21 protein-coding genes and 2 tRNA genes are annotated in these 24,111 nt (G+C 60.7%); 22 read left to right on the top strand and 1 reads right to left on the bottom strand.

Annotated elements, in window-relative coordinates; translation table 11 throughout:
* The first annotated feature begins 77 nt into the window (after window positions 1-77).
* The 6 genes from dnaJ (at window position 78) to Q7C30_RS10310 (ending at window position 7,601) form a co-directional block, all read left to right on the top strand.
* Complete coding sequence (dnaJ, locus tag Q7C30_RS10335) at window positions 78-1,202, top strand: molecular chaperone DnaJ (RefSeq protein WP_116887552.1); 1,125 nt, start codon at window positions 78-80, stop codon at window positions 1,200-1,202.
* A gap of 13 nt (window positions 1,203-1,215) precedes the next feature.
* On the top strand, window positions 1,216-2,019 hold the full coding sequence (gene dapB / locus Q7C30_RS10330) for a 4-hydroxy-tetrahydrodipicolinate reductase (protein WP_317871431.1): 804 nt from the start codon (window positions 1,216-1,218) through the stop codon (window positions 2,017-2,019).
* Between the two features lie 211 nt (window positions 2,020-2,230).
* Entirely contained in the window at window positions 2,231-3,367 is a 1,137-nt protein-coding gene (gene carA, locus Q7C30_RS10325) for a glutamine-hydrolyzing carbamoyl-phosphate synthase small subunit (RefSeq protein WP_295486089.1), read from the top strand.
* A gap of 106 nt (window positions 3,368-3,473) precedes the next feature.
* The gene (carB, locus tag Q7C30_RS10320; protein WP_317871430.1) at window positions 3,474-6,695 is read left to right on the top strand and encodes a carbamoyl-phosphate synthase large subunit; all 3,222 of its coding nucleotides are present in this window, start codon (window positions 3,474-3,476) and stop codon (window positions 6,693-6,695) included.
* On the top strand, window positions 6,692-7,174 hold the full coding sequence (greA, locus tag Q7C30_RS10315) for a transcription elongation factor GreA (RefSeq protein ID WP_080754696.1): 483 nt from the start codon (window positions 6,692-6,694) through the stop codon (window positions 7,172-7,174). The genes carB and greA overlap by 4 nt, the downstream gene beginning before the upstream one ends.
* A complete protein-coding gene (locus Q7C30_RS10310; protein WP_080754697.1) occupies window positions 7,152-7,601 on the top strand; it encodes an MFS transporter in 450 nt (149 codons plus the stop codon). The genes greA and Q7C30_RS10310 overlap by 23 nt, the downstream gene beginning before the upstream one ends.
* Before the next feature lie 12 nt (window positions 7,602-7,613).
* Here Q7C30_RS10310 and yhbY read toward each other — a convergent pair whose 3' ends face one another.
* Window positions 7,614-7,922, bottom strand: a complete 309-nt coding sequence (gene yhbY / locus Q7C30_RS10305; protein WP_317871429.1) for a ribosome assembly RNA-binding protein YhbY — start codon at window positions 7,920-7,922, stop codon at window positions 7,614-7,616.
* 102 nt (window positions 7,923-8,024) lie between these two features.
* Between yhbY and rlmE the strand changes: the two genes are divergently transcribed.
* The 16 genes from rlmE to Q7C30_RS10225 all read left to right on the top strand — a co-directional run bounded on the left by rlmE (window position 8,025) and on the right by Q7C30_RS10225 (window position 24,024).
* Window positions 8,025-8,651, top strand: coding sequence for a 23S rRNA (uridine(2552)-2'-O)-methyltransferase RlmE (rlmE, locus tag Q7C30_RS10300; RefSeq protein ID WP_029613921.1), 627 nt, complete (start codon window positions 8,025-8,027; stop codon window positions 8,649-8,651).
* Window positions 8,652-8,854: 203 nt separating this feature from the next.
* Complete coding sequence (ftsH, locus tag Q7C30_RS10295; protein ID WP_029613922.1) at window positions 8,855-10,762, top strand: ATP-dependent zinc metalloprotease FtsH; 1,908 nt, start codon at window positions 8,855-8,857, stop codon at window positions 10,760-10,762.
* 8 nt (window positions 10,763-10,770) lie between these two features.
* Complete coding sequence (gene folP, locus Q7C30_RS10290; protein WP_029613923.1) at window positions 10,771-11,622, top strand: dihydropteroate synthase; 852 nt, start codon at window positions 10,771-10,773, stop codon at window positions 11,620-11,622.
* Window positions 11,623-11,639: 17 nt separating this feature from the next.
* Window positions 11,640-12,980: a phosphoglucosamine mutase gene (glmM, locus tag Q7C30_RS10285; protein WP_029613924.1), complete on the top strand. Its 1,341-nt coding sequence runs from the start codon at window positions 11,640-11,642 to the stop codon at window positions 12,978-12,980.
* Between the two features lie 66 nt (window positions 12,981-13,046).
* Window positions 13,047-13,802, top strand: a complete 756-nt coding sequence (tpiA, locus tag Q7C30_RS10280; protein ID WP_317871428.1) for a triose-phosphate isomerase — start codon at window positions 13,047-13,049, stop codon at window positions 13,800-13,802.
* 4 nt (window positions 13,803-13,806) lie between these two features.
* Window positions 13,807-14,199, top strand: coding sequence for a preprotein translocase subunit SecG (secG, locus tag Q7C30_RS10275; protein WP_029613926.1), 393 nt, complete (start codon window positions 13,807-13,809; stop codon window positions 14,197-14,199).
* A 21-nt stretch (window positions 14,200-14,220) separates the two neighbouring features.
* Window positions 14,221-14,306 (top strand) — tRNA-Leu (locus tag Q7C30_RS10270).
* A gap of 99 nt (window positions 14,307-14,405) precedes the next feature.
* Window positions 14,406-14,482, top strand: a tRNA-Met gene (locus tag Q7C30_RS10265).
* Window positions 14,483-14,612: 130 nt separating this feature from the next.
* Window positions 14,613-15,071: a ribosome maturation factor RimP gene (gene rimP, locus Q7C30_RS10260; RefSeq protein ID WP_029613927.1), complete on the top strand. Its 459-nt coding sequence runs from the start codon at window positions 14,613-14,615 to the stop codon at window positions 15,069-15,071.
* A 59-nt stretch (window positions 15,072-15,130) separates the two neighbouring features.
* Window positions 15,131-16,612 (top strand): transcription termination factor NusA, encoded by a 1,482-nt coding sequence (gene nusA, locus Q7C30_RS10255; protein ID WP_029613928.1) that lies wholly within the window; start codon window positions 15,131-15,133, stop codon window positions 16,610-16,612.
* A gap of 27 nt (window positions 16,613-16,639) precedes the next feature.
* Window positions 16,640-19,177, top strand: coding sequence for a translation initiation factor IF-2 (gene infB / locus Q7C30_RS10250; RefSeq protein ID WP_039575131.1), 2,538 nt, complete (start codon window positions 16,640-16,642; stop codon window positions 19,175-19,177).
* Between the two features lie 117 nt (window positions 19,178-19,294).
* Window positions 19,295-19,693, top strand: coding sequence for a 30S ribosome-binding factor RbfA (gene rbfA / locus Q7C30_RS10245; protein WP_317871427.1), 399 nt, complete (start codon window positions 19,295-19,297; stop codon window positions 19,691-19,693).
* A 3-nt stretch (window positions 19,694-19,696) separates the two neighbouring features.
* The gene (gene truB / locus Q7C30_RS10240; RefSeq protein WP_317871426.1) at window positions 19,697-20,614 is read left to right on the top strand and encodes a tRNA pseudouridine(55) synthase TruB; all 918 of its coding nucleotides are present in this window, start codon (window positions 19,697-19,699) and stop codon (window positions 20,612-20,614) included.
* A 151-nt stretch (window positions 20,615-20,765) separates the two neighbouring features.
* Window positions 20,766-21,035, top strand: coding sequence for a 30S ribosomal protein S15 (gene rpsO / locus Q7C30_RS10235; protein WP_029613930.1), 270 nt, complete (start codon window positions 20,766-20,768; stop codon window positions 21,033-21,035).
* Between the two features lie 259 nt (window positions 21,036-21,294).
* Window positions 21,295-23,400 carry a polyribonucleotide nucleotidyltransferase gene (gene pnp / locus Q7C30_RS10230; RefSeq protein ID WP_317871425.1) on the top strand — a complete coding sequence of 702 codons (2,106 nt, stop codon included), beginning with the start codon at window positions 21,295-21,297 and terminating at the stop codon, window positions 23,398-23,400.
* A gap of 264 nt (window positions 23,401-23,664) precedes the next feature.
* Window positions 23,665-24,024: a BON domain-containing protein gene (locus Q7C30_RS10225; RefSeq protein ID WP_029613932.1), complete on the top strand. Its 360-nt coding sequence runs from the start codon at window positions 23,665-23,667 to the stop codon at window positions 24,022-24,024.
* Window positions 24,025-24,111: the final 87 nt, after the last annotated feature.

The raw sequence follows: 24,111 nt of genomic DNA, 5'->3' as shown, positions 1-24,111 counted from the left end.
GCGCATCAGGCGTGTTGCGGCAGGTGCTGACGGCACGGTGCACAGATGCCGAAAGCCCTCAAGAGTGCGAATGACCTATGGCAAAGCGTGATTTTTATGAGGTCCTGGGTGTCGAGCGTGGCGCCAGCGAAAGCGATCTCAAGAAGGCCTATCGCCGCCTGGCGATGAAATACCACCCGGACCGCAACCCGGGCGATAAAGAGTCGGAAGACAAGTTCAAGGAGGCCAACGAGGCCTATGAAGTATTGTCCGACGCCAGCAAGCGCGCAGCCTACGATCAGTACGGCCATGCCGGCGTCGATCCAAGCATGGGCGGCGGCGGTGCCGGTTTTGGCGGCGCCAACTTCTCCGATATCTTCGGCGACGTCTTCAGTGACTTCTTCGGCGGTGGCCGTGGCGGTGGTCGCGGTGGTGCCCAGCGCGGCAGCGATCTGCGCTACACCCTGGAGTTGAACCTGGAAGAGGCGGTGCGTGGCACGACGGTCAGCATTCGTGTGCCGACCTTGGTCAACTGTCAGCCTTGCGACGGCACGGGTGCGAAGAAGGGCTCGACCCCGTCTACCTGCCCAACTTGCGGCGGTATCGGTCAAGTCCGTATGCAGCAGGGCTTCTTCTCTGTTCAGCAGACCTGCCCGCGCTGTCACGGTCAGGGCAAGATCATCACCGATCCGTGCTCGGCGTGCCATGGCGAAGGCCGTGTCGAAGAGTACAAGACCCTGTCGGTGAAAGTGCCGGCCGGCGTCGACACCGGCGATCGCATTCGCCTGTCCGGCGAAGGCGAGGCGGGCGCCCATGGCGGTCCGACCGGCGATCTCTACGTCGTCATCAGCGTGCGCGAGCATGCGATCTTCCAGCGTGATGGCAAGCACCTGTACTGCGAAGTGCCGATCAGCTACACCGATGCCGCACTGGGTGGCGAGCTCGAAGTACCGACTCTCGATGGGCGTGTGAAGTTGCGAATCCCCGAGGGTACTCAGACGGGCAAGCAATTCCGTCTGCGCGGCAAGGGTGTGGCACCCGTGCGCGGTGGTGGTGCGGGCGATCTGCTGTGCCGGGTCGCGGTGGAAACGCCGGTCAATCTCAGTCGTCGCCAGCGTGAGCTGCTTGAAGAGCTGCGCGATTCGCTCGAGGGTGACAGCTCCCACTCGCCCAAGGCCAGTGGCTGGTTCGAGGGTGTGAAGCGCTTCTTCGGCGATCTCTGACAAGGAACAGGCTATGCGACGTATTGCGGTAATGGGCGCAGCAGGGCGAATGGGCAAGACCCTCGTCGAAGCGGTGCAGCAAACCTCCGGAGCCGGGCTGACGGCGGCGATCGATCGCCCCGACAGCTCTCTGGTCGGGGCGGACGCGGGTGAGCTGGCGGCCCTCGGTCGGATCGGTGTGCTGCTGTCCGATGACCTGGCCAAGGTCGCCGACGACTTCGATGTATTGATCGACTTCACGCATCCCTCGGTGACGCTGAAGAACCTGGCGTTCTGCCGAAAGCATGGCAAGGCGATGGTGATCGGTACCACCGGCTTCAGTGTCGACGAGAAGCGTCTGCTGGCCGAAGCCGGGAAAGACATTCCGATCGTCTTCGCCGCCAACTTCAGCGTCGGCGTCAACTTGAGCCTGAAGTTGCTCGACATGGCGGCGCGTGTGTTGGGCGATGATGTCGATATCGAGATCATCGAGGCGCACCACCGGCACAAGGTCGATGCGCCCTCGGGTACCGCGCTGCGCATGGGCGAGGTGGTCGCTCAGGCGTTGGGTCGCGATCTGCAGGAGGTGGCGGTGTATGGTCGCGAGGGGCAGACTGGTGCCCGTGACCGCAAGACCATTGGCTTTGCGACCGTGCGGGCGGGCGATGTCGTCGGTGACCACACGGTGCTGTTCGCCGCTGACGGTGAACGCCTGGAGATCACCCACAAAGCGTCCAGCCGCATGACCTTTGCCAAAGGCGCTGTGCGTGCAGCGCTGTGGCTGCAAGGACGCGTGCCAGGGCTGTACGACATGCAGGATGTGCTGGAACTGCATTGAATGCGTAGGTCTGTCGCATACGTGTGTCTAGACGGCACATCTGCGGTAGACCGAGAGCTCACTTTTCTGTAAACTACAGCTTTAGTGTATCCACTAAAAGCGCGCAGAGAATTGAATTCAGCACATAAAAGCGGGGTGACGTATCCATACGGCACTCCGCTTTTTTGCAACCTGCGATCGCCCCTTCATGCGTCATTTACGGGAGGTCTTCTTGACAAAGCCAGCCATACTCGCCCTTGCTGATGGCAGCATTTTTCGCGGTGAGGCCATTGGGGCCGACGGTCAAACCGTTGGTGAGGTGGTGTTCAACACCGCTATGACCGGCTACCAGGAAATCCTTACAGACCCTTCCTACGCCCAGCAGATCGTCACTCTGACCTATCCGCACATCGGCAACACCGGCACTACCGCCGAAGATGCCGAGTCCGACCGCGTCTGGTCGGCAGGTCTGGTGATCCGCGACCTGCCGCTGCTGGCCAGCAACTGGCGCAATACCCAGTCGCTGCCCGAGTACCTCAAGGCCAACAACGTGGTGGCCATCGCCGGTATCGATACCCGTCGCTTGACCCGCATCCTGCGTGAGAAGGGCGCCCAGAACGGTTGCATCCTGGCCGGCGACGACATCAGCGAAGAAGCCGCCATCGCCGCCGCTCGTGGTTTCCCGGGCCTCAAGGGCATGGACCTGGCCAAGGAAGTCAGCACCAAGGAGCGTTATGAGTGGCGCTCCAGCGTCTGGGAGCTGAAAACTGACAGCCACCCGACCCGTGAAGCGTCCGAGCTGCCTTACCACGTGGTCGCCTACGACTACGGAGTTAAGTTGAACATCCTGCGCATGCTGGTCGCCCGTGGTTGCCGCCTGACCGTCGTGCCAGCGCAAACCCCGGCCAGTGAAGTGCTCGCGCTCAACCCCGACGGCGTATTCCTGTCCAACGGCCCGGGTGATCCCGAGCCGTGCGACTACGCCATCGCGGCGATCAAGGCCATTCTCGAAACCGACATCCCGGTCTTCGGTATCTGCCTCGGTCACCAACTGCTGGCCTTGGCCTCCGGTGCCAAGACCGTGAAGATGGGCCACGGTCACCACGGCGCCAACCACCCGGTCCAGGACCTGGACACCGGCGTGGTGATGATCACCAGTCAGAACCACGGTTTCGCCGTCGATGAAGCCACCTTGCCAGGCAATGTGCGCGCCATCCACAAGTCGCTGTTCGACGGTACCCTGCAGGGCATCGAGCGCACCGACAAGAGCGCGTTCAGCTTCCAGGGCCACCCTGAAGCGAGCCCCGGCCCGACCGACGTCGCGCCACTGTTCGATCGTTTCATCGATGCCATGGCCAAGCGCCGCTGAGCATCCTGCATCGAGGCCCCGGACCGGCCTGTGCCGTGTCCGGAAGCGCCTGACCCAGATTGTTCAAGACGGCTTGCCGACTGACCCGCGGATTTGAGTGACAACCATGCCAAAACGTACAGACATCAAAAGCATCCTGATTCTCGGCGCTGGCCCGATCGTGATCGGCCAGGCCTGTGAATTCGACTATTCCGGCGCCCAGGCTTGCAAAGCCCTGCGCGAGGAAGGTTTCCGCGTCATCCTGGTGAACTCCAACCCGGCCACCATCATGACCGACCCGGCCATGGCCGACGCCACCTACATCGAGCCGATCAAGTGGCAGTCGGTGGCCAAGATCATCGAGAAAGAACGTCCAGACGCGGTGCTTCCGACCATGGGCGGCCAGACCGCGCTCAACTGCGCCCTGGATCTGGAGCGCCATGGCGTTCTGGAGAAGTTCGGCGTAGAGATGATCGGCGCCAACGCCGACACCATCGACAAGGCCGAGGACCGTTCGCGCTTCGACAAGGCAATGAAGGACATCGGTCTGGAGTGCCCGCGTTCGGGCATCGCCCACAGCATGGAAGAGGCCAATGCGGTCCTGGAAAAGCTGGGCTTCCCATGCATCATCCGCCCATCCTTCACCATGGGTGGCACCGGTGGCGGCATCGCCTACAACCGTGAAGAGTTCGAGGAAATCTGCGCCCGTGGTCTGGACCTGTCGCCGACCAAGGAACTGCTGATCGACGAGTCGCTGATCGGCTGGAAGGAATACGAGATGGAGGTGGTCCGCGACAAGAAGGACAACTGCATCATCGTCTGCTCCATCGAAAACTTCGACCCGATGGGCGTACACACCGGCGACTCGATCACCGTCGCGCCGGCGCAGACGCTTACCGACAAGGAATACCAGATCATGCGCAACGCCTCGCTGGCGGTGCTGCGTGAGATCGGCGTCGAAACCGGCGGTTCCAACGTGCAGTTCGGCATCTGCCCGAACACCGGCCGTATGGTCGTGATCGAGATGAACCCACGGGTTTCTCGTTCCTCGGCCCTGGCCTCCAAGGCCACCGGTTTCCCGATCGCCAAGATCGCGGCCAAGTTGGCAGTCGGCTACACCCTCGATGAGCTGCAGAACGATATCACCGGCGGTCGCACCCCGGCGTCCTTCGAGCCTTCGATCGACTATGTCGTCACCAAGCTGCCCCGCTTCGCCTTCGAGAAGTTCCCCAAGGCCGACGCGCGCCTGACCACCCAGATGAAGTCCGTGGGTGAAGTCATGGCCATCGGTCGCACCTTCCAGGAATCCCTGCAGAAAGCCCTGCGCGGCCTGGAAGTTGGCGCCTGCGGTCTGGACCCGAAAGTGGATCTGGCCAGTTCCGAAGCGTCGAGCATTCTCAAGCGTGAGCTGACCGTGCCCGGTGCCGAGCGTATCTGGTATGTGGCCGATGCCCTGCGCGCCGGCATGAGCCGCGACGAAATCTTCGCCCTCACCGGCATCGACCACTGGTTCCTGGTGCAGCTCGAAGACCTGATCAAGGAAGAGGAGAAGGTCAAGACCCTCGGCCTGGCCGACATCGACAAGGCCCTGATGCTGCGCCTCAAGCGCAAGGGCTTCTCCGACCAGCGCCTGGCCAAGCTGCTGGGCGTGACCGACAAGAATCTGCGTCGTCACCGCCACAAGCTCGACGTGCTGCCGGTTTACAAGCGCGTCGACACGTGCGCCGCCGAATTCGCCACCGACACCGCCTACCTGTACTCCACGTACGAAGAAGAGTGCGAGGCCAATCCGTCGACCCGCGACAAGATCATGATCCTCGGGGGCGGCCCGAACCGTATCGGCCAAGGTATCGAGTTCGACTACTGCTGCGTGCACGCCGCTTTGGCGCTGCGTGAAGACGGGTACGAGACCATCATGGTCAACTGCAACCCTGAAACCGTCTCCACCGACTACGACACCTCGGATCGTCTGTACTTCGAACCGCTGACCCTGGAAGATGTACTGGAAGTCTGCCGCGTCGAGAAGCCTAAAGGCGTCATCGTCCACTACGGTGGTCAGACTCCGCTGAAACTGGCCCGCGCCCTTGAAGAGGCTGGCGTACCGATCATCGGCACCAGCCCGGACGCCATCGACCGCGCCGAAGACCGTGAGCGCTTCCAGCAGATGGTCCAGCGCCTGAACCTGCTGCAGCCGCCGAATGCGACCGTGCGCAGCGAAGAGGAAGCCATCCGTGCCGCCGGTGATATCGGCTACCCGCTGGTGGTGCGTCCGTCCTATGTGCTGGGCGGCCGTGCGATGGAGATCGTCTACGAGCTGGACGAGCTCAAGCGCTACCTGCGCGAAGCGGTGCAAGTGTCCAACGACAGCCCTGTGCTGCTCGACCACTTCCTCAACTGTGCCATCGAGATGGACGTGGACGCCGTCTGCGACGGTACCGACGTGGTCATCGGCGCGATCATGCAGCATATCGAGCAGGCCGGCGTCCACTCCGGCGACTCCGCATGCTCGCTGCCGCCCTACTCGCTGAGCAAGGGCGTGCAGGACGAAGTCCGCGAGCAAGTGCGCAAAATGGCACTGGAGTTGGGCGTGGTCGGTCTGATGAACGTGCAGTTGGCGCTGCAGGGCGACAAGATCTACGTGATCGAGGTCAACCCGCGTGCCTCGCGTACCGTACCGTTCGTATCCAAGTGCATCGGCACTTCGCTGGCGATGATCGCTGCACGCGTGATGGCCGGTAAGTCGCTCAAGGAGCTGGGCTTCACCGAGGAAATCATCCCGAACTTCTACAGCGTCAAGGAAGCCGTCTTCCCGTTCGCCAAGTTCCCAGGGGTTGACCCGATCCTCGGCCCTGAGATGAAATCCACCGGTGAGGTCATGGGCGTGGGCGACAGCTTCGGTGAGGCCTTCGCCAAAGCCCAGATGGGGGCTAGCGAAGTGTTGCCAAGCGGCGGCACCGCGTTCATCAGTGTGCGCGACGACGACAAGCCGCAAGTGGCTGCCGTTGCCCGTGATTTGATCACCCTGGGCTTCGAGGTGGTCGCTACTGCCGGGACTGCCAAGGTAATCGAGGCTGCCGGTCTGAAAGTGCGTCGTGTCAACAAGGTGACCGAGGGTCGCCCGCATGTGGTCGACATGATCAAGAACGACGAAGTGTCGCTGATCATCAATACCACCGAAGGCCGCCAGTCGATCGCCGATTCCTACTCGATTCGCCGTAATGCGCTGCAGCACAAGATCTACTGCACCACTACGATCGCGGCGGGTGAAGCCATCTGCGAGGCGCTGAAATTCGGTCCTGAGAAGACCGTTCGTCGCCTGCAGGATCTGCATGCAGGACTCACAGCATGAGCATTACCAAATATCCGATGACCGTCCAGGGCGCCCGCGCCCTGGAAGAAGAGCTGCTTTTCCTCAGCAAGACCGAGCGCCCGCGCCTGAGCCAGGCGATCGGTGAAGCGCGTGAGCTGGGCGATCTCAAGGAGAATGCCGAGTACCATGCCGCCCGCGAGGAACAGGGCATGGTCGAAGCACGTATCCGCGATATCGAAGGTCGGTTGCAGAATTCGGTGGTGATCGATGTCACCACCATCGCTCACACCGGCAAGGTCATCTTCGGTACCACCGTCGTGTTGGCCAACACCGAGAACGATGACGAGGTGACCTACCAGATCGTCGGCGAGGACGAAGCTGACGTTAGGCAAGGCAAGCTGTCGAGCAGCGCACCCATCGCCCGCGCCATCATTGGCAAGGAAGAGGGTGATACCGTCGTGGTCAAGACCCCGAGCGGAACCGTCGAGTACGAGATTGTCGAAGTCAAGCACATCTGACCGGCGCCAGCGCGCGCCGTCCCTGGAGGGGATCCTCTGGCAACTGGCCCAGGTGTTCTGGGTCGGCGGCCTGTGGGTTTTCCATGTGGGGCTGGTACCGGCGCTCAAGGTCAGTGGCCTGGCGCCTTTGCTGGTGCAGGACATCGCCGGGCAGATCGACCGCTGGTTGATTGGCGTGGCGCTGCTTGGGCTGTTGACTCAGCTGGCCGTGCTGGCGCGGGTCGAGGGTCTATCGGCGTGGTGGCGGCAGTTCCGCGGCCAAATGCTACTGCTTGGCCTGGGCGCCTGTGTGGGGTACTACACGCTGCGCTACGGCATATCTGTTGGTGAGCGCTGGCAGATGTTCTGTTTCCTGGTGCTGGGTTTTTCCGGCATCGTGCTGGTGGCCCAGCCGGTTCCTGTCAGGGCGCGCAAGGCGCGCCACTGACGGGCGTCATTGTCACTTGTAGCGGTGGATGTTGGACAGTTGCTTGTTCGGCTGCGGGTTCTTGCGATAGATCAGCGCCTTCTTGCCGATGGTCTGCACCAGCTCGGCACGGCCAGCCTTGCACAGTTCGGCGATGGCAGCGGCGCGCTCCTCGCGATCTTCCGAGCGAATCTCGATCTTGATCAGCTCATGATCGGCCAGCGCACGCTCCAGCTCGGCGATCACACCTTCATTGAGCCCATTGCCGGCAACGATCAGGACCGGCTTCAGGTCATGGCCAATGGATTTGTACTGTTTCTTCTGCTCGTTATTGAGCGGCATAATCTGACCCTTTTCGTCTGATTCTGTAAAATTGGTGGCCATTTTACCCGAGGGCCCGTGGCTCCGCCCAGTCAATCACGACGCTAATCATCGAGGTGCCCCGTGGCGCAGCGTTCCAAAAGCAGCCATAACTGGCTGAGAGAGCATTTCAACGATCCATTCGTCAAGCAGGCGCAGAAGGATGGCTACCGTTCGCGCGCAAGCTACAAACTGTTGGAGATACAGGAAAAGGATCGACTCATTCGTCCCGGAATGAGCGTGATCGACCTGGGCGCCGCGCCGGGTGGCTGGTCACAGGTGACCAGTCGTCTGATCGGCGGGCAAGGGCGGTTGATCGCCTCCGATATTCTGGAAATGGATTCGATTCCCGATGTCACCTTCATACAAGGCGACTTCACCCAGGATTCGGTGCTCGAGCAGATCCTGCAGGCCGTCGGCGATTCGCACGTCGACCTTGTGATTTCCGATATGGCCCCCAATATGAGTGGTACGCCTGCAGTGGACATGCCGCGCGCCATGTTCCTCTGCGAGCTGGCACTGGACCTGGCCGCTCGCGTGCTCAAGCCGGGTGGCGACTTCCTGATCAAGATTTTCCAGGGAGAGGGTTTCGACGTGTACCTCAAGGAAGTGCGCAGCAAGTTCGACAAGGTGCAGATGCGCAAGCCTTCGTCGTCTCGGGATCGCTCCCGTGAACAGTATCTGCTGGCCAGGGGGTACAAAGGCGAATGAGCAGGAATTGCCACAATGGCCGATAGTTAATTCCAATCGGCCATGAAATCAGCAACGTCCGAACTTCGTGTAGTCTAGGTTTCACAAAGGGTTACAGACGGTGCCTGCGGATGCGCAGGTAATGTAGTAAGTTAGGGCGGTGATTATCATGCGAGGCACGGCTGCGTCGTGCGCCGACCTCAGAGGGTAGCTAATTGAACGACATGGCAAAGAATCTGATCCTGTGGTTGATCATCGCCGCCGTCCTTGTGACGGTGATGAACAACTTCTCCAGCCCTAACGAGCCGCAGACCCTCAACTATTCCGACTTCATTCAGCAAGTCAAGGACGGCAAGGTCGAGCGCGTCACCGTCGACGGTGCCGTCATCACCGGTAAGCGTACTGATGGCGACAACTTCAAGACCGTGCGTCCGGCCATCGCCGACAACGGTTTGATCGGCGATCTGGTCGACAACCACGTCGTGGTCGAAGGCAAGCAGCCCGAGCAACAGAGCATCTGGACTCAGTTGCTGGTGGCGAGCTTCCCCATCCTGGTCATCATTGCCGTGTTCATGTTCTTCATGCGCCAGATGCAAGGCGGTGCTGGCGGCAAGGGCGGGCCTATGAGCTTCGGCAAGAGCAAGGCGCGCCTGCTTTCCGAAGACCAGGTCAAGACTACGCTGGCTGACGTCGCCGGTTGCGACGAGGCCAAAGAAGAAGTCGGCGAACTGGTCGAGTTCCTCCGTGACCCAGGCAAGTTCCAGCGCCTGGGCGGTCGAATTCCTCGCGGTGTATTGATGGTCGGCCCACCCGGTACCGGTAAGACCTTGCTGGCCAAAGCCATCGCCGGTGAAGCCAAGGTACCGTTCTTCACCATTTCCGGTTCCGACTTCGTCGAGATGTTCGTCGGCGTGGGCGCCAGCCGGGTTCGTGACATGTTCGAGCAGGCCAAAAAGCATGCGCCTTGCATCATCTTCATCGACGAAATCGACGCCGTTGGTCGCCACCGTGGCGCAGGCATGGGCGGCGGTCATGACGAGCGTGAACAGACGCTGAACCAGTTGCTGGTGGAAATGGACGGCTTCGAGATGAACGATGGCATCATCGTCATTGCCGCCACCAACCGCCCCGACGTGCTCGATCCCGCGCTGCTGCGCCCGGGTCGGTTCGACCGTCAGGTGGTGGTCGGTCTGCCGGACATCCGCGGTCGCGAGCAGATCCTCAAGGTGCACATGCGCAAAGTGCCAATCGGCGAGAACGTCAACGCTGCCGTCATCGCCCGTGGCACCCCCGGCTTCTCCGGTGCCGATCTGGCCAATCTGGTCAACGAGGCGTCGTTGTTCGCCGCCCGCGCAGGCAAGCGTCTGGTCGAGATGAAAGAGTTCGAGCTGGCCAAAGACAAGATCATGATGGGCGCTGAACGCAAGACCATGGTCATGTCGGAAAAGGAAAAGCAGAATACTGCCTACCATGAAGCCGGCCATGCCATCGTCGGTCGTATCGTTCCCGAGCATGATCCGGTCTACAAGGTTTCGATCATCCCGCGTGGTCGTGCTTTGGGTGTGACCATGTTCCTCCCCGAAGAGGACCGCTACAGCCTCTCCAAGCGTGCGCTGATCAGCCAGATCTGCTCGCTTTACGGTGGACGTATCGCCGAGGAGATGACGCTGGGCTTCGACGGTGTCACCACCGGTGCGTCGAACGACATCATGCGCGCCAGCCAGATCGCTCGGAACATGGTCACCAAGTGGGGGTTGTCCGAGAAACTCGGCCCGCTGATGTATGCCGAAGAGGAGGGCGAAGTTTTCCTCGGTCGCAGTGCCGGCAGCCAGCAGGCGAGTGTGTCGGGTGAAACCGCCAAGCTGATCGATTCTGAAGTACGTAGCATCATCGATCACTGCTATGCCACCGCCAAGCAGATCCTTACCGAAAACCGCGACAAGCTCGACGCGATGGCCGAGGCATTGATGAAGTACGAAACCATCGATGCCGACCAAATCGACGACATCATGTCCGGGCGTGCTCCGCGCGAACCGCGTGATTGGGACAACGATGCCGGCACCTCTGGCACGCCAGCGTCCCAGGGCGATCGTCCCGAGTCGCCGATCGGTGGTCCAGCGGCCCAACATTAAGGGTTTCTATGACCTTGCAGCAGTACCCAACCCGGTTGCCTTGCGGCAACCGGGTTCTTGATTTATCCCGCACCCATGTCATGGGTATCCTCAATGTCACGCCGGACTCCTTCTCTGATGGCGGCCGGTTCAGCCGCCACGACGAGGCGCTTCGGCATGCCGAGGCGATGGTTGAGGCCGGCGCGTCGCTCATCGATGTGGGCGGTGAGTCCACTCGGCCTGGAGCTCGCGCGGTATCGCCTGACGAAGAGCTGGGTCGAGTCGCACCCATCGTCGAAGCGATCAGCGCGCGTCTGGATGTGATCATCTCGGTCGACACTTCGACGCCCACAGTGATGCGCGAAGTGGCTCGACTCGGCGCAGGGCTGATCAACGACGTTCGTGCTCTGGAGCGCGAGGGTGCCCTGGAGGCGGCCGCCAGTACCGGCCTTCCCGTGTGCTTGATGCACATGCGCGGCGAGCCGGGTAACATGCAGGACAATCCGCGCTACGACGATGTCACCGCCGAGGTGGCGCGTTATCTGGAGCAGCGCATCGCTGCCTGCGCGGCGGCGGGCATTGCTCCTGAGCGCGTCATCCTCGACCCAGGCTTTGGTTTTGCCAAGAACCTGGCGCACAACCTGAGCCTGTTCAAGCATCTGGAAGCATTGTATTGCCTGGGTCGCCCCTTGCTGGTGGGCGTCTCGCGCAAAAGCATGATAGGCCTGGCGCTGGACCGTCCGGTCGGTGAGCGTCTCTACGGCAGCCTGGCGCTGGCGGCGTTGGCCATGACCATGGGCACAAGCATTCTGCGTGTTCATGACGTGGCCGAGACCGTCGATGTGGTGCGCATGATCGCTGCGGTGCAGAACGCCGAATAAGAACGTTTGGAGACACTATGAGCAGGAAATACTTTGGTACCGATGGTATTCGTGGCCGCGTCGGCGAGTACCCCATCACTCCCGACTTCATGCTGAAGCTCGGTTGGGCAGCAGGCATGGCTTTCCGCAAGCACGGCCACTGCCGTGTTCTGGTGGGCAAGGACACCCGGATCTCCGGCTACATGTTCGAGTCCGCACTGGAGGCCGGTTTGTCGGCGGCCGGTGCTGACGTCATGCTGCTTGGCCCGATGCCGACCCCCGCGATCGCCTATCTGACGCGCACCTTCCATGCCGAGGCGGGCATCGTCATCAGCGCCTCGCATAACCCGCATGACGACAACGGCATCAAGTTCTTCTCCGGTTCCGGCACGAAATTGCCAGACGAAGTGGAGCTCATGATCGAGGAGTTGCTTGACCAGCCGATGAACGTGGTGGAGTCGAGCAAGTTGGGCAAGGTGTCGCGGATCAACGATGCAGCTGGACGCTATATCGAGTTCTGCAAGAGCAGCGTCCCCAGCAGCACTGACTTCGCAGGGCTCAAGTTGGTCGTCGACTGCGCCCATGGCGCGACTTACAAAGTGGCGCCCAGCGTGTTCCGCGAGTTGGGTGCCGATGTCACGGTGCTCAGCGCGCAGCCGGATGGCTTGAACATCAATGAAAACTGCGGTTCCACGCACATCGAGTCCCTGCAGGCTGCCGTGCTGGTGGGGCATGCGGACTTGGGTATCGCCTTCGACGGTGATGGGGATCGGGTGCTGATGGTCGATCACACCGGCGCCATCGTCGACGGCGACGAGTTGTTGTTCATCATTGCCCGCGATCTGCATGAGCGCGGCAAGCTGCAAGGCGGTGTGGTCGGGACGCTGATGAGTAACCTCGGCCTGGAGTTGGCGCTCAAGGACCTGGATATTCCGTTTGCCCGTGCCAAGGTCGGCGACCGATACGTCATGGCCGAACTGATCGAGCGTGAGTGGCAACTGGGCGGCGAGAACTCGGGGCACGTGGTTTGCTGCAACCATACCACCACGGGCGATGCGATCATCGCTGCGCTGCAGGTGTTGATGGCACTCAGGCGTCGTGGTGAAAACCTGGCCCAGGCACGCCAGGCCATCCGCAAATGTCCGCAAGTGCTGATCAATGTCCGCTATGGCGCAGGCGGTGCCGATCCGCTGGAAAACTCAGCGGTGCAAGAGGCCAGTGCCAAAGTGACCGAGGCGATGGCCGGTCGTGGTCGCGTCCTGTTGCGCAAGTCCGGGACTGAGCCGCTGGTGCGGGTGATGGTCGAGGGCGATGATGAAAACCAGGTGCGTGGCCACGCCGAGGCCTTGGCCAAGGTCGTCGCTGAAGTTTGTGCCTGAAAGACGCTTGCCAGCGCGATTCTGGTTGGGTAAGATCTGCGCCCACTTTGACCGACGAGGTAGAGCATGCGTCGCCCCATGGTAGCTGGTAACTGGAAGATGCACGGTACCCGCGCCAGCGTCGCTGAGCTGAGCCTGAACCTGAAGAATCTGGTTCTTCCGAGCGGTATCGAAGTGGCGGTGTTTCCACCGGCGTTGTTCATCGGTCAGGTCATCGATGAATTGAGCGAGACGGAAATCATCGTCGGAGCACAGAATTCTGCAGTACAGCCCGAACAGGGTGCGTTGACCGGTGAAGTTGCGCCGAGTCAGTTGGCTGAAGTGGGTTGCAAGTTGGTGTTGATTGGGCACTCTGAGCGTCGTCAGATCATTGGCGAAATGAACGAAGTCCTGATTCACAAGTTTGCAGCCGCTCAAGCAGGTGGATTAAAACCTGTGCTGTGTGTAGGGGAAACTCTCGCGGAGCGCGAGGCTGGCAAGACACTGGAAGTTGTAGGGCGGCAACTAGGTAGTATCATCGATGCCTTGGGTGTCGCGGTATTTGCCAATGCGGTCATCGCCTATGAGCCTGTATGGGCCATCGGCACGGGTTTGACGGCTTCGCCGCAGCAGGCTCAGGATGTGCACGCCGCCATCCGTGCTCAGTTGGCGTCGCTGGATGCCGAAGTTGCAGCGAATATGCAGCTTCTCTACGGCGGTAGCGTGAAGGCGGCCAATGCGGCCGAACTGTTCGGCATGCCGGATATTGATGGGGGGCTCATTGGTGGAGCATCCCTGAACGCAGACGAATTCGGTGCAATTTGTCGCGCCGCAGGAAACTGAACATATGCTGGAAACAGTCGTAGTTGTTTTTCATCTGTTGGCTGCGCTGGCGCTGGTGGCGCTGGTGCTGATGCAACAGGGTAAAGGTGCGGAAGCAGGTGCATCTTTCGGCGCAGGCGCTTCAAATACTGTGTTCGGAAGCCAAGGTTCTGCTACCTTCCTGAGTAAGTTTACTGCTATACTTGCCGCCACTTTCTTTTTGACTGCACTTGGGTTAGGATACTTCGCCAAGCAGCAGGCACACCAGCTGACTCAAGCCGGTTTGCCAGATCCAGCGGTGCTGGAAGTCAAAGAGCAAAAGCCGGCAGTAAATGATGATGTACCGGTGCTCCAGCAGCAGAAGAGTGAAGCCGCCCCAAAAGGTGACGTCCCTCCTCCAGCAGAAGAGCAGAAGTAACGGGTTTCAAGTTGTAATATTGCCGAGGTGGTGGAATTGGTAGACACGCAACCTTGAGGTGGTTGTGCCCATAGGGTGTAGGGGTTCGAGTCCCCTTCTCGGTACCAATTGAAGCATGAGAGCCCGCTTTGAGCGGGCTTTCTTGCAGGTGGAGGTCGGATTGACCCAGCATAGGGTTCGGTCTTATACTTCCGCCCCAGCTTTGTCGCGGGGTGGAGCAGCTTGGTAGCTCGTCGGGCTCATAACCCGAAGGTCGTTGGTTCAAATCCAGCCCCCGCAACCAGTTTCAGCGGAGCCCCTTTTCAGGGGCTTTTTGCTAGCTGAACAGTTCTTCGCGTCGTTGTTCAACGGCGCTTTCAGGGATGGGCGCTTTGCCCATTTTTTATTTGCACAGCATGCACGAGGGGGTTCAGGTGTCGAGCAAGCTAGAACAGTTGCAGGCCTTGTTGGCCCCGGTTGTCGAGGGTCTGGGCTATCAGTGCTGGGGGATCGAATACGTTTCCCAAGGCAAGCATTCGGTACTGCGCATCTATATCGACAAGGACGGCGGAATTCTGGTGGACGACTGCGAAGCGGTCAGCCGTCAGGCCAGTGCCATCCTCGACGTGGAAGACCCGATCAGCAGTGAATACACCCTTGAGGTTTCCTCTCCAGGCATGGATCGCCCGCTGTTCACATTGGAACAGTTTGCTTTGCATGCCGGCGAACAAGTGAAGATCAAGCTGCGCACGCCTTTCGAAGGGCGTCGCAACTTCCAGGGCCTTCTCCGCGGTGTCGAGGATCAGGACGTGGTGGTCCAGGTGGATACCAATGAATTCCTGCTGCCGATCGACTCGATCGACAAGGCCAATATTATTCCCAGTTTTGACTGAGACGTGCCGGGGCCGGTGGACATTCCGGCCCTAATGGCTTGCGCAAGGCGAGGCGTACGATGAGCAAAGAAGTACTGCTGGTTGTTGAATCGGTATCCAACGAAAAGGGTGTACCGCCCGGCGTCATTTTCGAAGCGCTGGAAGTGGCTCTGGCCACTGCAACCAAGAAACGTTTTGAGGACGAAGTCGATCTGCGTGTGGAAATCAACCGCCACACCGGTAGCTACGAGACCTTCCGCCGTTGGACCGTGGTCGACGAAAACGACCTGGACGATCCGGCGATCGAGACTTGGCTGGACAAGATCAAGGACACGCATCCCGAAGCCAAGATCGGCGACGTGATCGAGGAAAAGATCGAGTCGATCGAGTTCGGTCGCATCGCCGCCCAGACCGCCAAGCAGGTGATCGTGCAGAAGGTCCGCGAGGCCGAGCGTGCTCAGGTGGTAGACGCTTATCGTGAGCGAGTCGGTGAGATCATTTCCGGCACCGTCAAGAAAGTCACCCGCGACAACGTCATCGTCGATCTTGGCAACAATGCCGAGGCGCTGCTGGCGCGTGAAGACATCATCGCGCGGGAAACCTTCCGTGTCGGCGTGCGCTTGCGTGCGCTGCTCAAGGAAATTCGTACCGAAAATCGCGGTCCGCAGCTGATCCTGTCGCGTACTGCGCCGCAGATGCTGATCGAATTGTTCCGCATCGAGGTGCCGGAAATTGCCGAGGGGTTGATCGAGGTGATGGCGGCGTCCCGTGATCCGGGTTCGCGTGCCAAGATTGCCGTGCGCTCCAAGGACAAGCGCATCGATCCGCAAGGTGCCTGCATCGGTATGCGCGGTTCGCGTGTGCAGGCTGTTTCCGGTGAATTGGGTGGCGAGCGCGTGGACATCGTCTTGTGGGACGAGAACCCGGCGCAATTCGTCATCAACGCCATGTCGCCAGCCGAGGTCGCTGCGATCATCGTCGATGAAGATGCCCATGCCATGGACATCGCCGTCGCCGAGGACAACCTGGCCCAGGCCATCGGTCGTGGCGGTCAGAACGTTCGCCTCGCCAGTCAGTTGACGGCCTGGACCCTGAACGTAATGACCGAGAAGGATATCCAGGCCAAGCAGCAAGCTGAAACGGGTGACATCCTGCGTAACTTCATCGAGGAACTGGAGGTCGACGAAGAGCTGGCACAGGTGCTGGTCGACGAAGGCTTTACCAGCCTCGAAGAAATTGCTTACGTACCGTTGGAAGAAATGCTCAACATCGATGGCTTCGACGAGGATATCGTCAACGAGCTGCGTGCTCGTGCCAAGGACCGTTTGTTGACCAAGGCCATCGCTACCGAAGAAAAACTGGCAGACGCCCATCCGGCCGAAGACCTGCTCTCCCTCGAGGGTATGGACAAGGATCTGGCGGCGGAACTGGCGGTGCGCGGCGTGGTTAACCGCGAAGACCTGGCCGAGCAGTCGATCGACGACCTGCTCGACATCGACGGCATCGACGAAGAGCGTGCCGGCAAGTTGATCATGGCCGCCCGAGCCCACTGGTTCGAGTAATTAGGCGCGGCCTGAGGAGAGAAGTGCATGACGCAAGTCACGGTGAAAGAACTGGCCCAAGAGGTCGAGGCACCGGTAGAGCGCCTGCTGCAGCAGATGCGTGAGGCAGGTCTGCCGCACACCGACGCCGGTCAGGTAGTGACCGACAATGAGAAGCAGACCCTGCTGACTCATTTGAAAAGCAGCCACAAGAGCAAGGCGGAAGAGCCGCGCAAGATTACCTTGCAGCGCAAAACCACCAGCACCCTGCGTGTCGCCGGTAGCAAGAGCATTAGCGTAGAAGTACGCAAGAAGAAAGTATTCGTGCAGCGCAGCCCGGAAGAAATCCAGGCCGAGCAGAAGCGCGAGGCCGATGAGCGCCGCGCCGCCGAGAATGCTGCACGCGAGAAGGTCGAGGCCGAGACGCGTCAGCGTAACGAGGAACAGGCGCGTCGCCAGACCTCCGAGGCACCGGCCGCTGCACCTGCTGCGCGCACCGAGCCGGCACCTGCCGCTGCTCAGCCAGTGGTCGCGGACGCCCCGGTGGCCGATGACGCGGCTGCCCGCGCCGCCGAGCGCAAGAAAGACGAAAACCGCCGCAACGAAAGCCGTGGCCGTGACGACGATCGTCGTAGCGGTGCGGGTGAGCGTCGTGGCGAGGCCCCTCGCGTGTCCATCAAGGTCAAGGTCAAGGAGAAGGAAAAAGCCCCGACTCCACGTGCTGCCCCGCGCACCACGGACGAAGAGAGCGATGGCGCACGCCGTGGCCGTGGCGGCAAGGGCAAGCTGAAGAAGCGCAACCAGCATGGCTTCCAGAGCCCGACCGGTCCGGTCATCCGCGACGTCAGCATCGGCGAGACCATCACCGTCTCCGAGTTGGCACAGCAGATGTCGGTGAAGGCCGCTGAAGTGGTCAAGTTCATGTTCAAGCTGGGCACTCCGGTCACCATCAACCAGGTGCTCGACCGTGAAACCGCGCAGCTGGTCGCCGAAGAGCTGGGCCACAAGGTCACGCTGGTCAGCGACACTGCCCTGGAAGACTCCCTGGCCGAATCGCTGAAGTTCGAAGGTGAAGTCGAGTCCCGTGCGCCGGTCGTGACCGTCATGGGTCACGTCGACCACGGTAAGACCTCGCTGCTCGACTACATTCGTCGCGCCAAGGTCGCGGCGGGCGAGGCGGGTGGTATCACCCAGCACATCGGTGCCTACCACGTGGAAACCGACCGCGGTATGGTCACCTTCCTCGATACCCCAGGTCACGCTGCGTTCACCCAGATGCGTGCCCGCGGAGCCAAGGCTACCGACATCGTCATCCTGGTGGTGGCAGCGGACGACGGCGTGATGCCGCAGACCCGCGAAGCCGTTCAGCACGCCAAGGCCGCCGGTGTTCCGCTGGTTGTCGCGGTGAACAAGATCGACAAGCCGGGTGCCGACCTCGACCGCATTCGTAACGAGCTGGCCGTCGAAGGCGTGACCTCCGAGGACTGGGGTGGTGACACGCCATTCGTCAAGGTTTCGGCGAAGATGGGTACCGGTGTCGACGAACTGCTCGAAGCCGTCCTGCTGCAGGCCGAGATTCTCGAGCTGACTGCCACCCCGACCGCACCTGGTCGTGGCGTCGTCGTCGAGTCGCGTCTGGACAAGGGTCGCGGTCCGGTGGCCACCATCCTGGTTCAGGACGGTACGCTGCGTCAGGGCGACATGGTCCTGGTCGGTTCCAACTATGGCCGCGTGCGTGCCATGCTCGACGAGAACGGCAAGCCTGTGAAGCAAGCCGGCCCATCGATCCCGGTCGAAATTCTCGGTCTGGACGGTACGCCGGAAGCCGGTGACGAACTGTCGGTGGTGGCTGACGAGAAGAAGGCGCGCGAAGTCGCCCTGTTCCGTCAAGGCAAGTACCGTGAGGTCAAGCTGGCCCGTGCTCACGCCGGCAAGCTGGAAAATATCTTCGAGACCATGGGTCAGGAAGAGAAGAAGACCCTCAACATCGTGCTCAAGACCGACGTACGCGGTTCGCTGGAAGCCCTCCAGGGCTCGCTGGGTGGACTGGGCAACGACGAGGTTCAGGTTCGCGTCATCGGTGGCGGCGTCGGTGGTATCACCGAAAGCGATGCCAACCTGGCGCTGGCTTCGAATGCAGTACTGTTCGGCTTCAACGTGCGTGCCGATGCGGGTGCTCGCAAGATCGTCGAGCAGGAAGGTCTGGATATGCGTTACTACAACGTGATCTACGACATCATCGAAGACGTCAAGAAAGCCCTGACCGGCATGCTGGGCAGCGATGTTCGCGAGAACATCCTGGGCGTTGCCGAGGTCCGTGACGTGTTCCGTTCGCCGAAGTTCGGCGCCATCGCTGGCTGTATGGTCATCGAAGGTACCGTGTACCGCAATCGTCCGATCCGTGTTCTGCGCGAGGACGTGGTGATCTTCGAAGGCGAACTGGAATCCCTGCGTCGCTTCAAGGACGATGCCTCCGAAGTGCGTAATGGCATGGAGTGCGGTATCGGCGTGAAGAGCTACAACGACGTCAAGGTCGGCGACAAGATCGAAGTCTTCGAGAAAGTCCAGGTTGCTCGCACCCTGTAAGGTGCGGGTCTGGCCCAAGCCCCGCCGCTCTGCGGCAGGGCCGGCCTCTGCAGGCAGCGCCCGGTCAGGCATACCGTCTGACCGGGCGTTTGCCGCTTCAAGATACAGGTAGCAAGAATGGCAAAAGAATACAGCCGTACCCAACGTATCGGTGATCAGATGCAGCGCGAGCTGGCCGATCTGATCCGCCGTGAAGTCAAGGATCCGCGTGTCGGCCTGGTGACCATCACCGCCGTCGACGTCAGCCGTGACCTCGGTCACGCCAAGGTCTACATCACCGTCATGGGCCAGGATGGCAGCGATGCCGTAGCTCAGACGCTCAAGGCCCTGAACAGTGCCGCCAGCTTCCTGCGGCTGCATCTGGGGCGAGCGATGCAACTGCGCAGCGTGCCGCAACTGCATTTCCATTTCGACGAAAGTGTCAGCCGAGGTGTTCACCTCTCTGCACTGATCGAGCGTGCGGTGGCCGAAGACCGTCTGCACCAGGATGTCGAAGAGCCGGACACCAAGGAGTAAGTGGTGGCCCAGGTCAAACGCATCCGCCGCAACGTCAGCGGCATCATCCTGCTCGACAAGCCACTTGGCTTCACCTCCAATGCGGCCCTGCAGAAAGTGCGCTGGTTGCTCAACGCGGAAAAGGCCGGCCATACCGGTAGCCTCGATCCGCTGGCCACCGGCGTGCTGCCGCTGTGCTTCGGCGAGGCGACGAAGTTTTCCCAGTACCTGCTCGACTCCGACAAGGGTTACGAGACGGTCATGCAGATGGGGCAGACTACCAGCACCGGCGACGCTGAGGGCGAGGTCCTGCAGACACGCGAGGTGACCGTTGGTCGCACGAACATCGAGGCTGTGATACCGCGATTTCGCGGCGAGATCCGCCAGATTCCGCCGATGTATTCGGCGCTCAAGCGTGACGGTCAGCCGTTGTACAAGCTTGCCCGCGCCGGAGAGGTAGTGGAGCGCGAGGCGCGTTCTGTTACTATTGGCCGCTTGGAACTGCTCGAGTGTGAAGGCACGCGGGCGCGCTTGTCGGTCGGTTGCAGCAAAGGCACTTATATCCGCACGCTGGTGGAGGATATGGGTGAGGTGTTGGGCTGTGGGGCGTATGTCGCAGAACTGCGGCGAACCCAAGCCGGGCCGTTCCTGCTGGCACAGACCGTGACGCTCGAAGAACTCGAGCAAGCCCATGCCGAAGGTGGCAACGAAGCGCTTGATCGCTTCCTTCTGCCCTCGGACAGCGGGTTGCAGGACTGGCCGCTGGTGCTGTTGTCCGAGCACAGCGCGTTCTATTGGCTGCACGGCCAGGCAGTACGTGCACCGGATGCGCCGCAGTTCGGCATGGTGCGCGTACAAGATCACAATGGTCGCTTCATCGGTATCGGTGAAGTGAGCGAAGACGGGCGTATTGCGCCGCGTCGACTGATTCGGTCGGAATGACCGATACCGCCAGGACGGACTTCGGTCAGGTCGGGCGGGAACGAGGGTGGCTGTCAGTAGGCACGGTCACACCTTCTTTTATCCATACAGGGATTTAACGCCCTGGCCTATTGGACCCCGCTTGCGGGATCCGTTTATCAGGAGAAGCCACATGGCCCTCAGCGTCGAAGAAAAAGCTCAAATCGTTGCCGATTACCAGCAAGCCGCCGGCGATACCGGTAGCCCGGAAGTGCAGGTTGCTCTGCTGACCGCCAACATCAACAAGCTGCAAGGCCACTTCAAGGCCAACGAAAAAGACCACCACTCCCGTCGTGGTCTGATCCGTATGGTCAACCAGCGTCGCAAGCTGCTGGATTACCTGAAGGGCAAAGACACCACCCGTTACAGCGCCCTGATCGGTCGCCTGGGCCTGCGTCGCTAATAGCGGCCCGGCCAGTGGTGTGCGTGGCGTGTCGCAAGTTTGGGAAGCGTTGCCTGGCAGCGCGAACCCTGGACACGCCAGGCGTATCTTCGAGGTTGGCAGCCTGATGCCGTCGTGCGGATTTATCCGCCCGACGCTCAGGCTCCCAGCCTCGTGTTGTATCTGGACGGTCGAAGGAGACGACACTCCCCGCCGCCCAAGCATTCGCAAGACCCCGTTTTCCAAGTTCCCCCAAGAGCCACTGAAAAGGTAGGAAACCGTGAACCCGGTAATCAAGACGTTCCAGTTCGGTCAGTCGACCGTCACTCTCGAAACGGGCCGCATCGCCCGTCAGGCCACCGGCGCCGTGCTGGTCACCGTCGACAACGATGTCACCGTGCTGGTGACCGTGGTCGGTGCCAAGCAGGCCGATCCAGGCAAGGGCTTCTTCCCGCTGTCCGTGCATTATCAGGAAAAGACCTACGCTGCCGGTAAGATCCCAGGCGGTTTCTTCAAGCGCGAAGGCCGTCCTTCCGAGAAGGAAACCCTGACTTCGCGTCTGATCGACCGTCCGATCCGTCCGCTGTTCCCCGAAGGGTTCATGAACGAAGTGCAGGTAGTCTGCACCGTGGTTTCCACCAGCAAGAAGACCGATCCGGACGTTGCGGCGATGATCGGTACCTCGGCTGCCCTGGCCATCTCCGGCATTCCGTTCGAAGGTCCGATCGGCGCTGCGCGCGTAGCCTTCCACGAGAGCACCGGTTACCTGCTGAACCCGACCTACGAGCAATTGCAGGCTTCGAGCCTGGACATGGTCGTGGCCGGTACAGAAACTGCGGTGCTGATGGTTGAGTCCGAAGCCAAAGAACTGACCGAAGACCAGATGTTGGGCGCTGTGCTGTTCGCCCACGACGAGTTCCAGACCGTGATCAAAGCGGTCAAGGAACTGGCCGCCGAAGCGGGCAAGCCGACGTGGGACTGGCAGCCGGTCGTTGCCAACACCGAGTTGCTCGACCGCGTGCGTAGCGAGTTCGGCGAGGCCATTTCGCAGGCCTACACCATCACTCAGAAAGCCGATCGCTACAATCGCCTGGGCCAACTGCGTGATGAGGCCATTGTCCGTCTGTCCAACGACGAAACCGGCCCGACTGCTGGTGTGATCAAGGAAATCTTCGGCGAGCTGGAATACCGCACCGTCCGCGAGAACATCGTCAACGGCAAGCCGCGCATCGACGGTCGTGACACCCGCACTGTGCGTCCGCTGAATATCGAAGTCGGTGTGCTGCCCAAGACTCACGGTTCGGCGCTGTTCACCCGTGGTGAAACCCAGGCACTGGTCGTTGCGACCCTGGGTACTGCGCGCGACGCACAGCTGCTCGATACCCTCGAAGGCGAGAAGAAAGACGCCTTCATGCTGCACTACAACTTCCCGCCGTTCTCGGTCGGCGAGTGCGGTCGCATGGGCGGCGCTGGTCGTCGTGAAATCGGCCACGGCCGTCTGGCCCGTCGTGGCGTGCAGGCCATGCTGCCGAGCGACAGCGAGTTCCCGTACACCATCCGCGTGGTGTCGGAAATCACCGAATCCAACGGCTCCAGCTCCATGGCGTCGGTGTGCGGTGCATCGCTGGCACTGATGGACGCCGGTGTACCGATGAAAGCGCCAGTGGCCGGTATCGCCATGGGCCTGGTCAAGGAAGGCGACAAGTTCGCGGTCCTGACCGACATCCTCGGCGATGAAGACCACCTGGGCGATATGGACTTCAAGGTCGCGGGTACCGCCAAAGGTGTCACTGCGCTGCAGATGGACATCAAGATCAACGGGATCACCGAAGAGATCATGGAGATCGCCCTGGGCCAGGCCCTGGAAGCGCGCCTGAACATCCTCGGCCAGATGAACCAGATCATCGCTCAGTCGCGTACCGAGCTGTCGGCCAACGCGCCGACCATGATTGCGATGAAGATCGACACCGACAAGATCCGTGATGTCATCGGCAAGGGCGGCGCCACCATTCGCGCCATCTGCGAAGAGACCAAAGCGTCGATCGACATCGAAGACGACGGTTCGATCAAGATCTTCGGCGAGACCAAGGAAGCGGCCGAAGCGGCCAAGCAACGTGTTCTGGGCATTACTGCCGAGGCCGAGATCGGCAAGATCTACGTTGGCAAGGTCGAGCGTATCGTCGACTTCGGCGCCTTCGTCAACATCCTGCCGGGCAAAGACGGTCTGGTGCATATCTCCATGCTCAGCGATGCGCGTGTGGAGAAGGTCACCGACGTGCTCAAGGAAGGTCAGGAAGTCGAGGTGCTGGTACTGGACGTGGACAACCGTGGCCGGATCAAGCTGTCGATCAAGGACGTCGCTGCCGCCAAGGCATCGGGTGTCTGAGCCTGATTGGCACTGACTGAAAGAGGACCTCTACGGAGGTCCTTTTTTTACGCCTGTATAAAGCACGGCAGTACTTGCATCTTGCATGCAGTTTTTTTGCGGTACTTGCAAATTGCACGAGTCAGACAAGGGGTGGTTGTTTGTAAGCTGTTGATCTGTAAGGTTTTAATTGGTTTTTGAAATGTGGCACAGCCCCTGCAACTACCTTTGCACCTGCTGCCAGGAATCACGGCGCAGATCTTTCGATAAACAGGAGTGAACCACATGAAGAAGTTTGCCATTGCTGCCGCTACTGCTACTGCTCTGACTCTGTCCATGGCTAACGGTGTATTCGCCGCAGAAGCTACTCAGGCTCCAGTAATGCTGGCTTCCAATCAGCCGGTAGCTGATGCCAAGCAAGAAACCTCCGACACCTGGATCACCACCAAGGTGAAGGCTGATCTGCTGACCGAGAAAGGCATTCCCGGCTCCGATATCAAAGTTGAAACCACTCACGGTGTAGTCGCTCTGTCCTCGAAGGATGGCGTGACCCTGACTTCGGCTCAGAAAGATACCGCTGTGATGATCGCCAAGAAAATCAAAGGCGTTAAGAGCGTTACCGCTGAAGCGCTGAAGACCCAGTAAGTCTCTGTGCTAGGCCCGATGGAACGGGCCAGTAGAACGAAAGCCCCGGCCATTGGCCGGGGCTTTTTGCTGAGTGAGCACAAAGCT

This window comes from Pseudomonas sp. RAC1 (assembly GCF_030658255.1).
GTDB lineage: Bacteria > Pseudomonadota > Gammaproteobacteria > Pseudomonadales > Pseudomonadaceae > Aquipseudomonas > Aquipseudomonas boreofloridensis.
The sequence above is the reverse complement of the archived record's forward strand: the minus strand, read 5'-3'. Positions and strand labels throughout refer to the sequence as shown.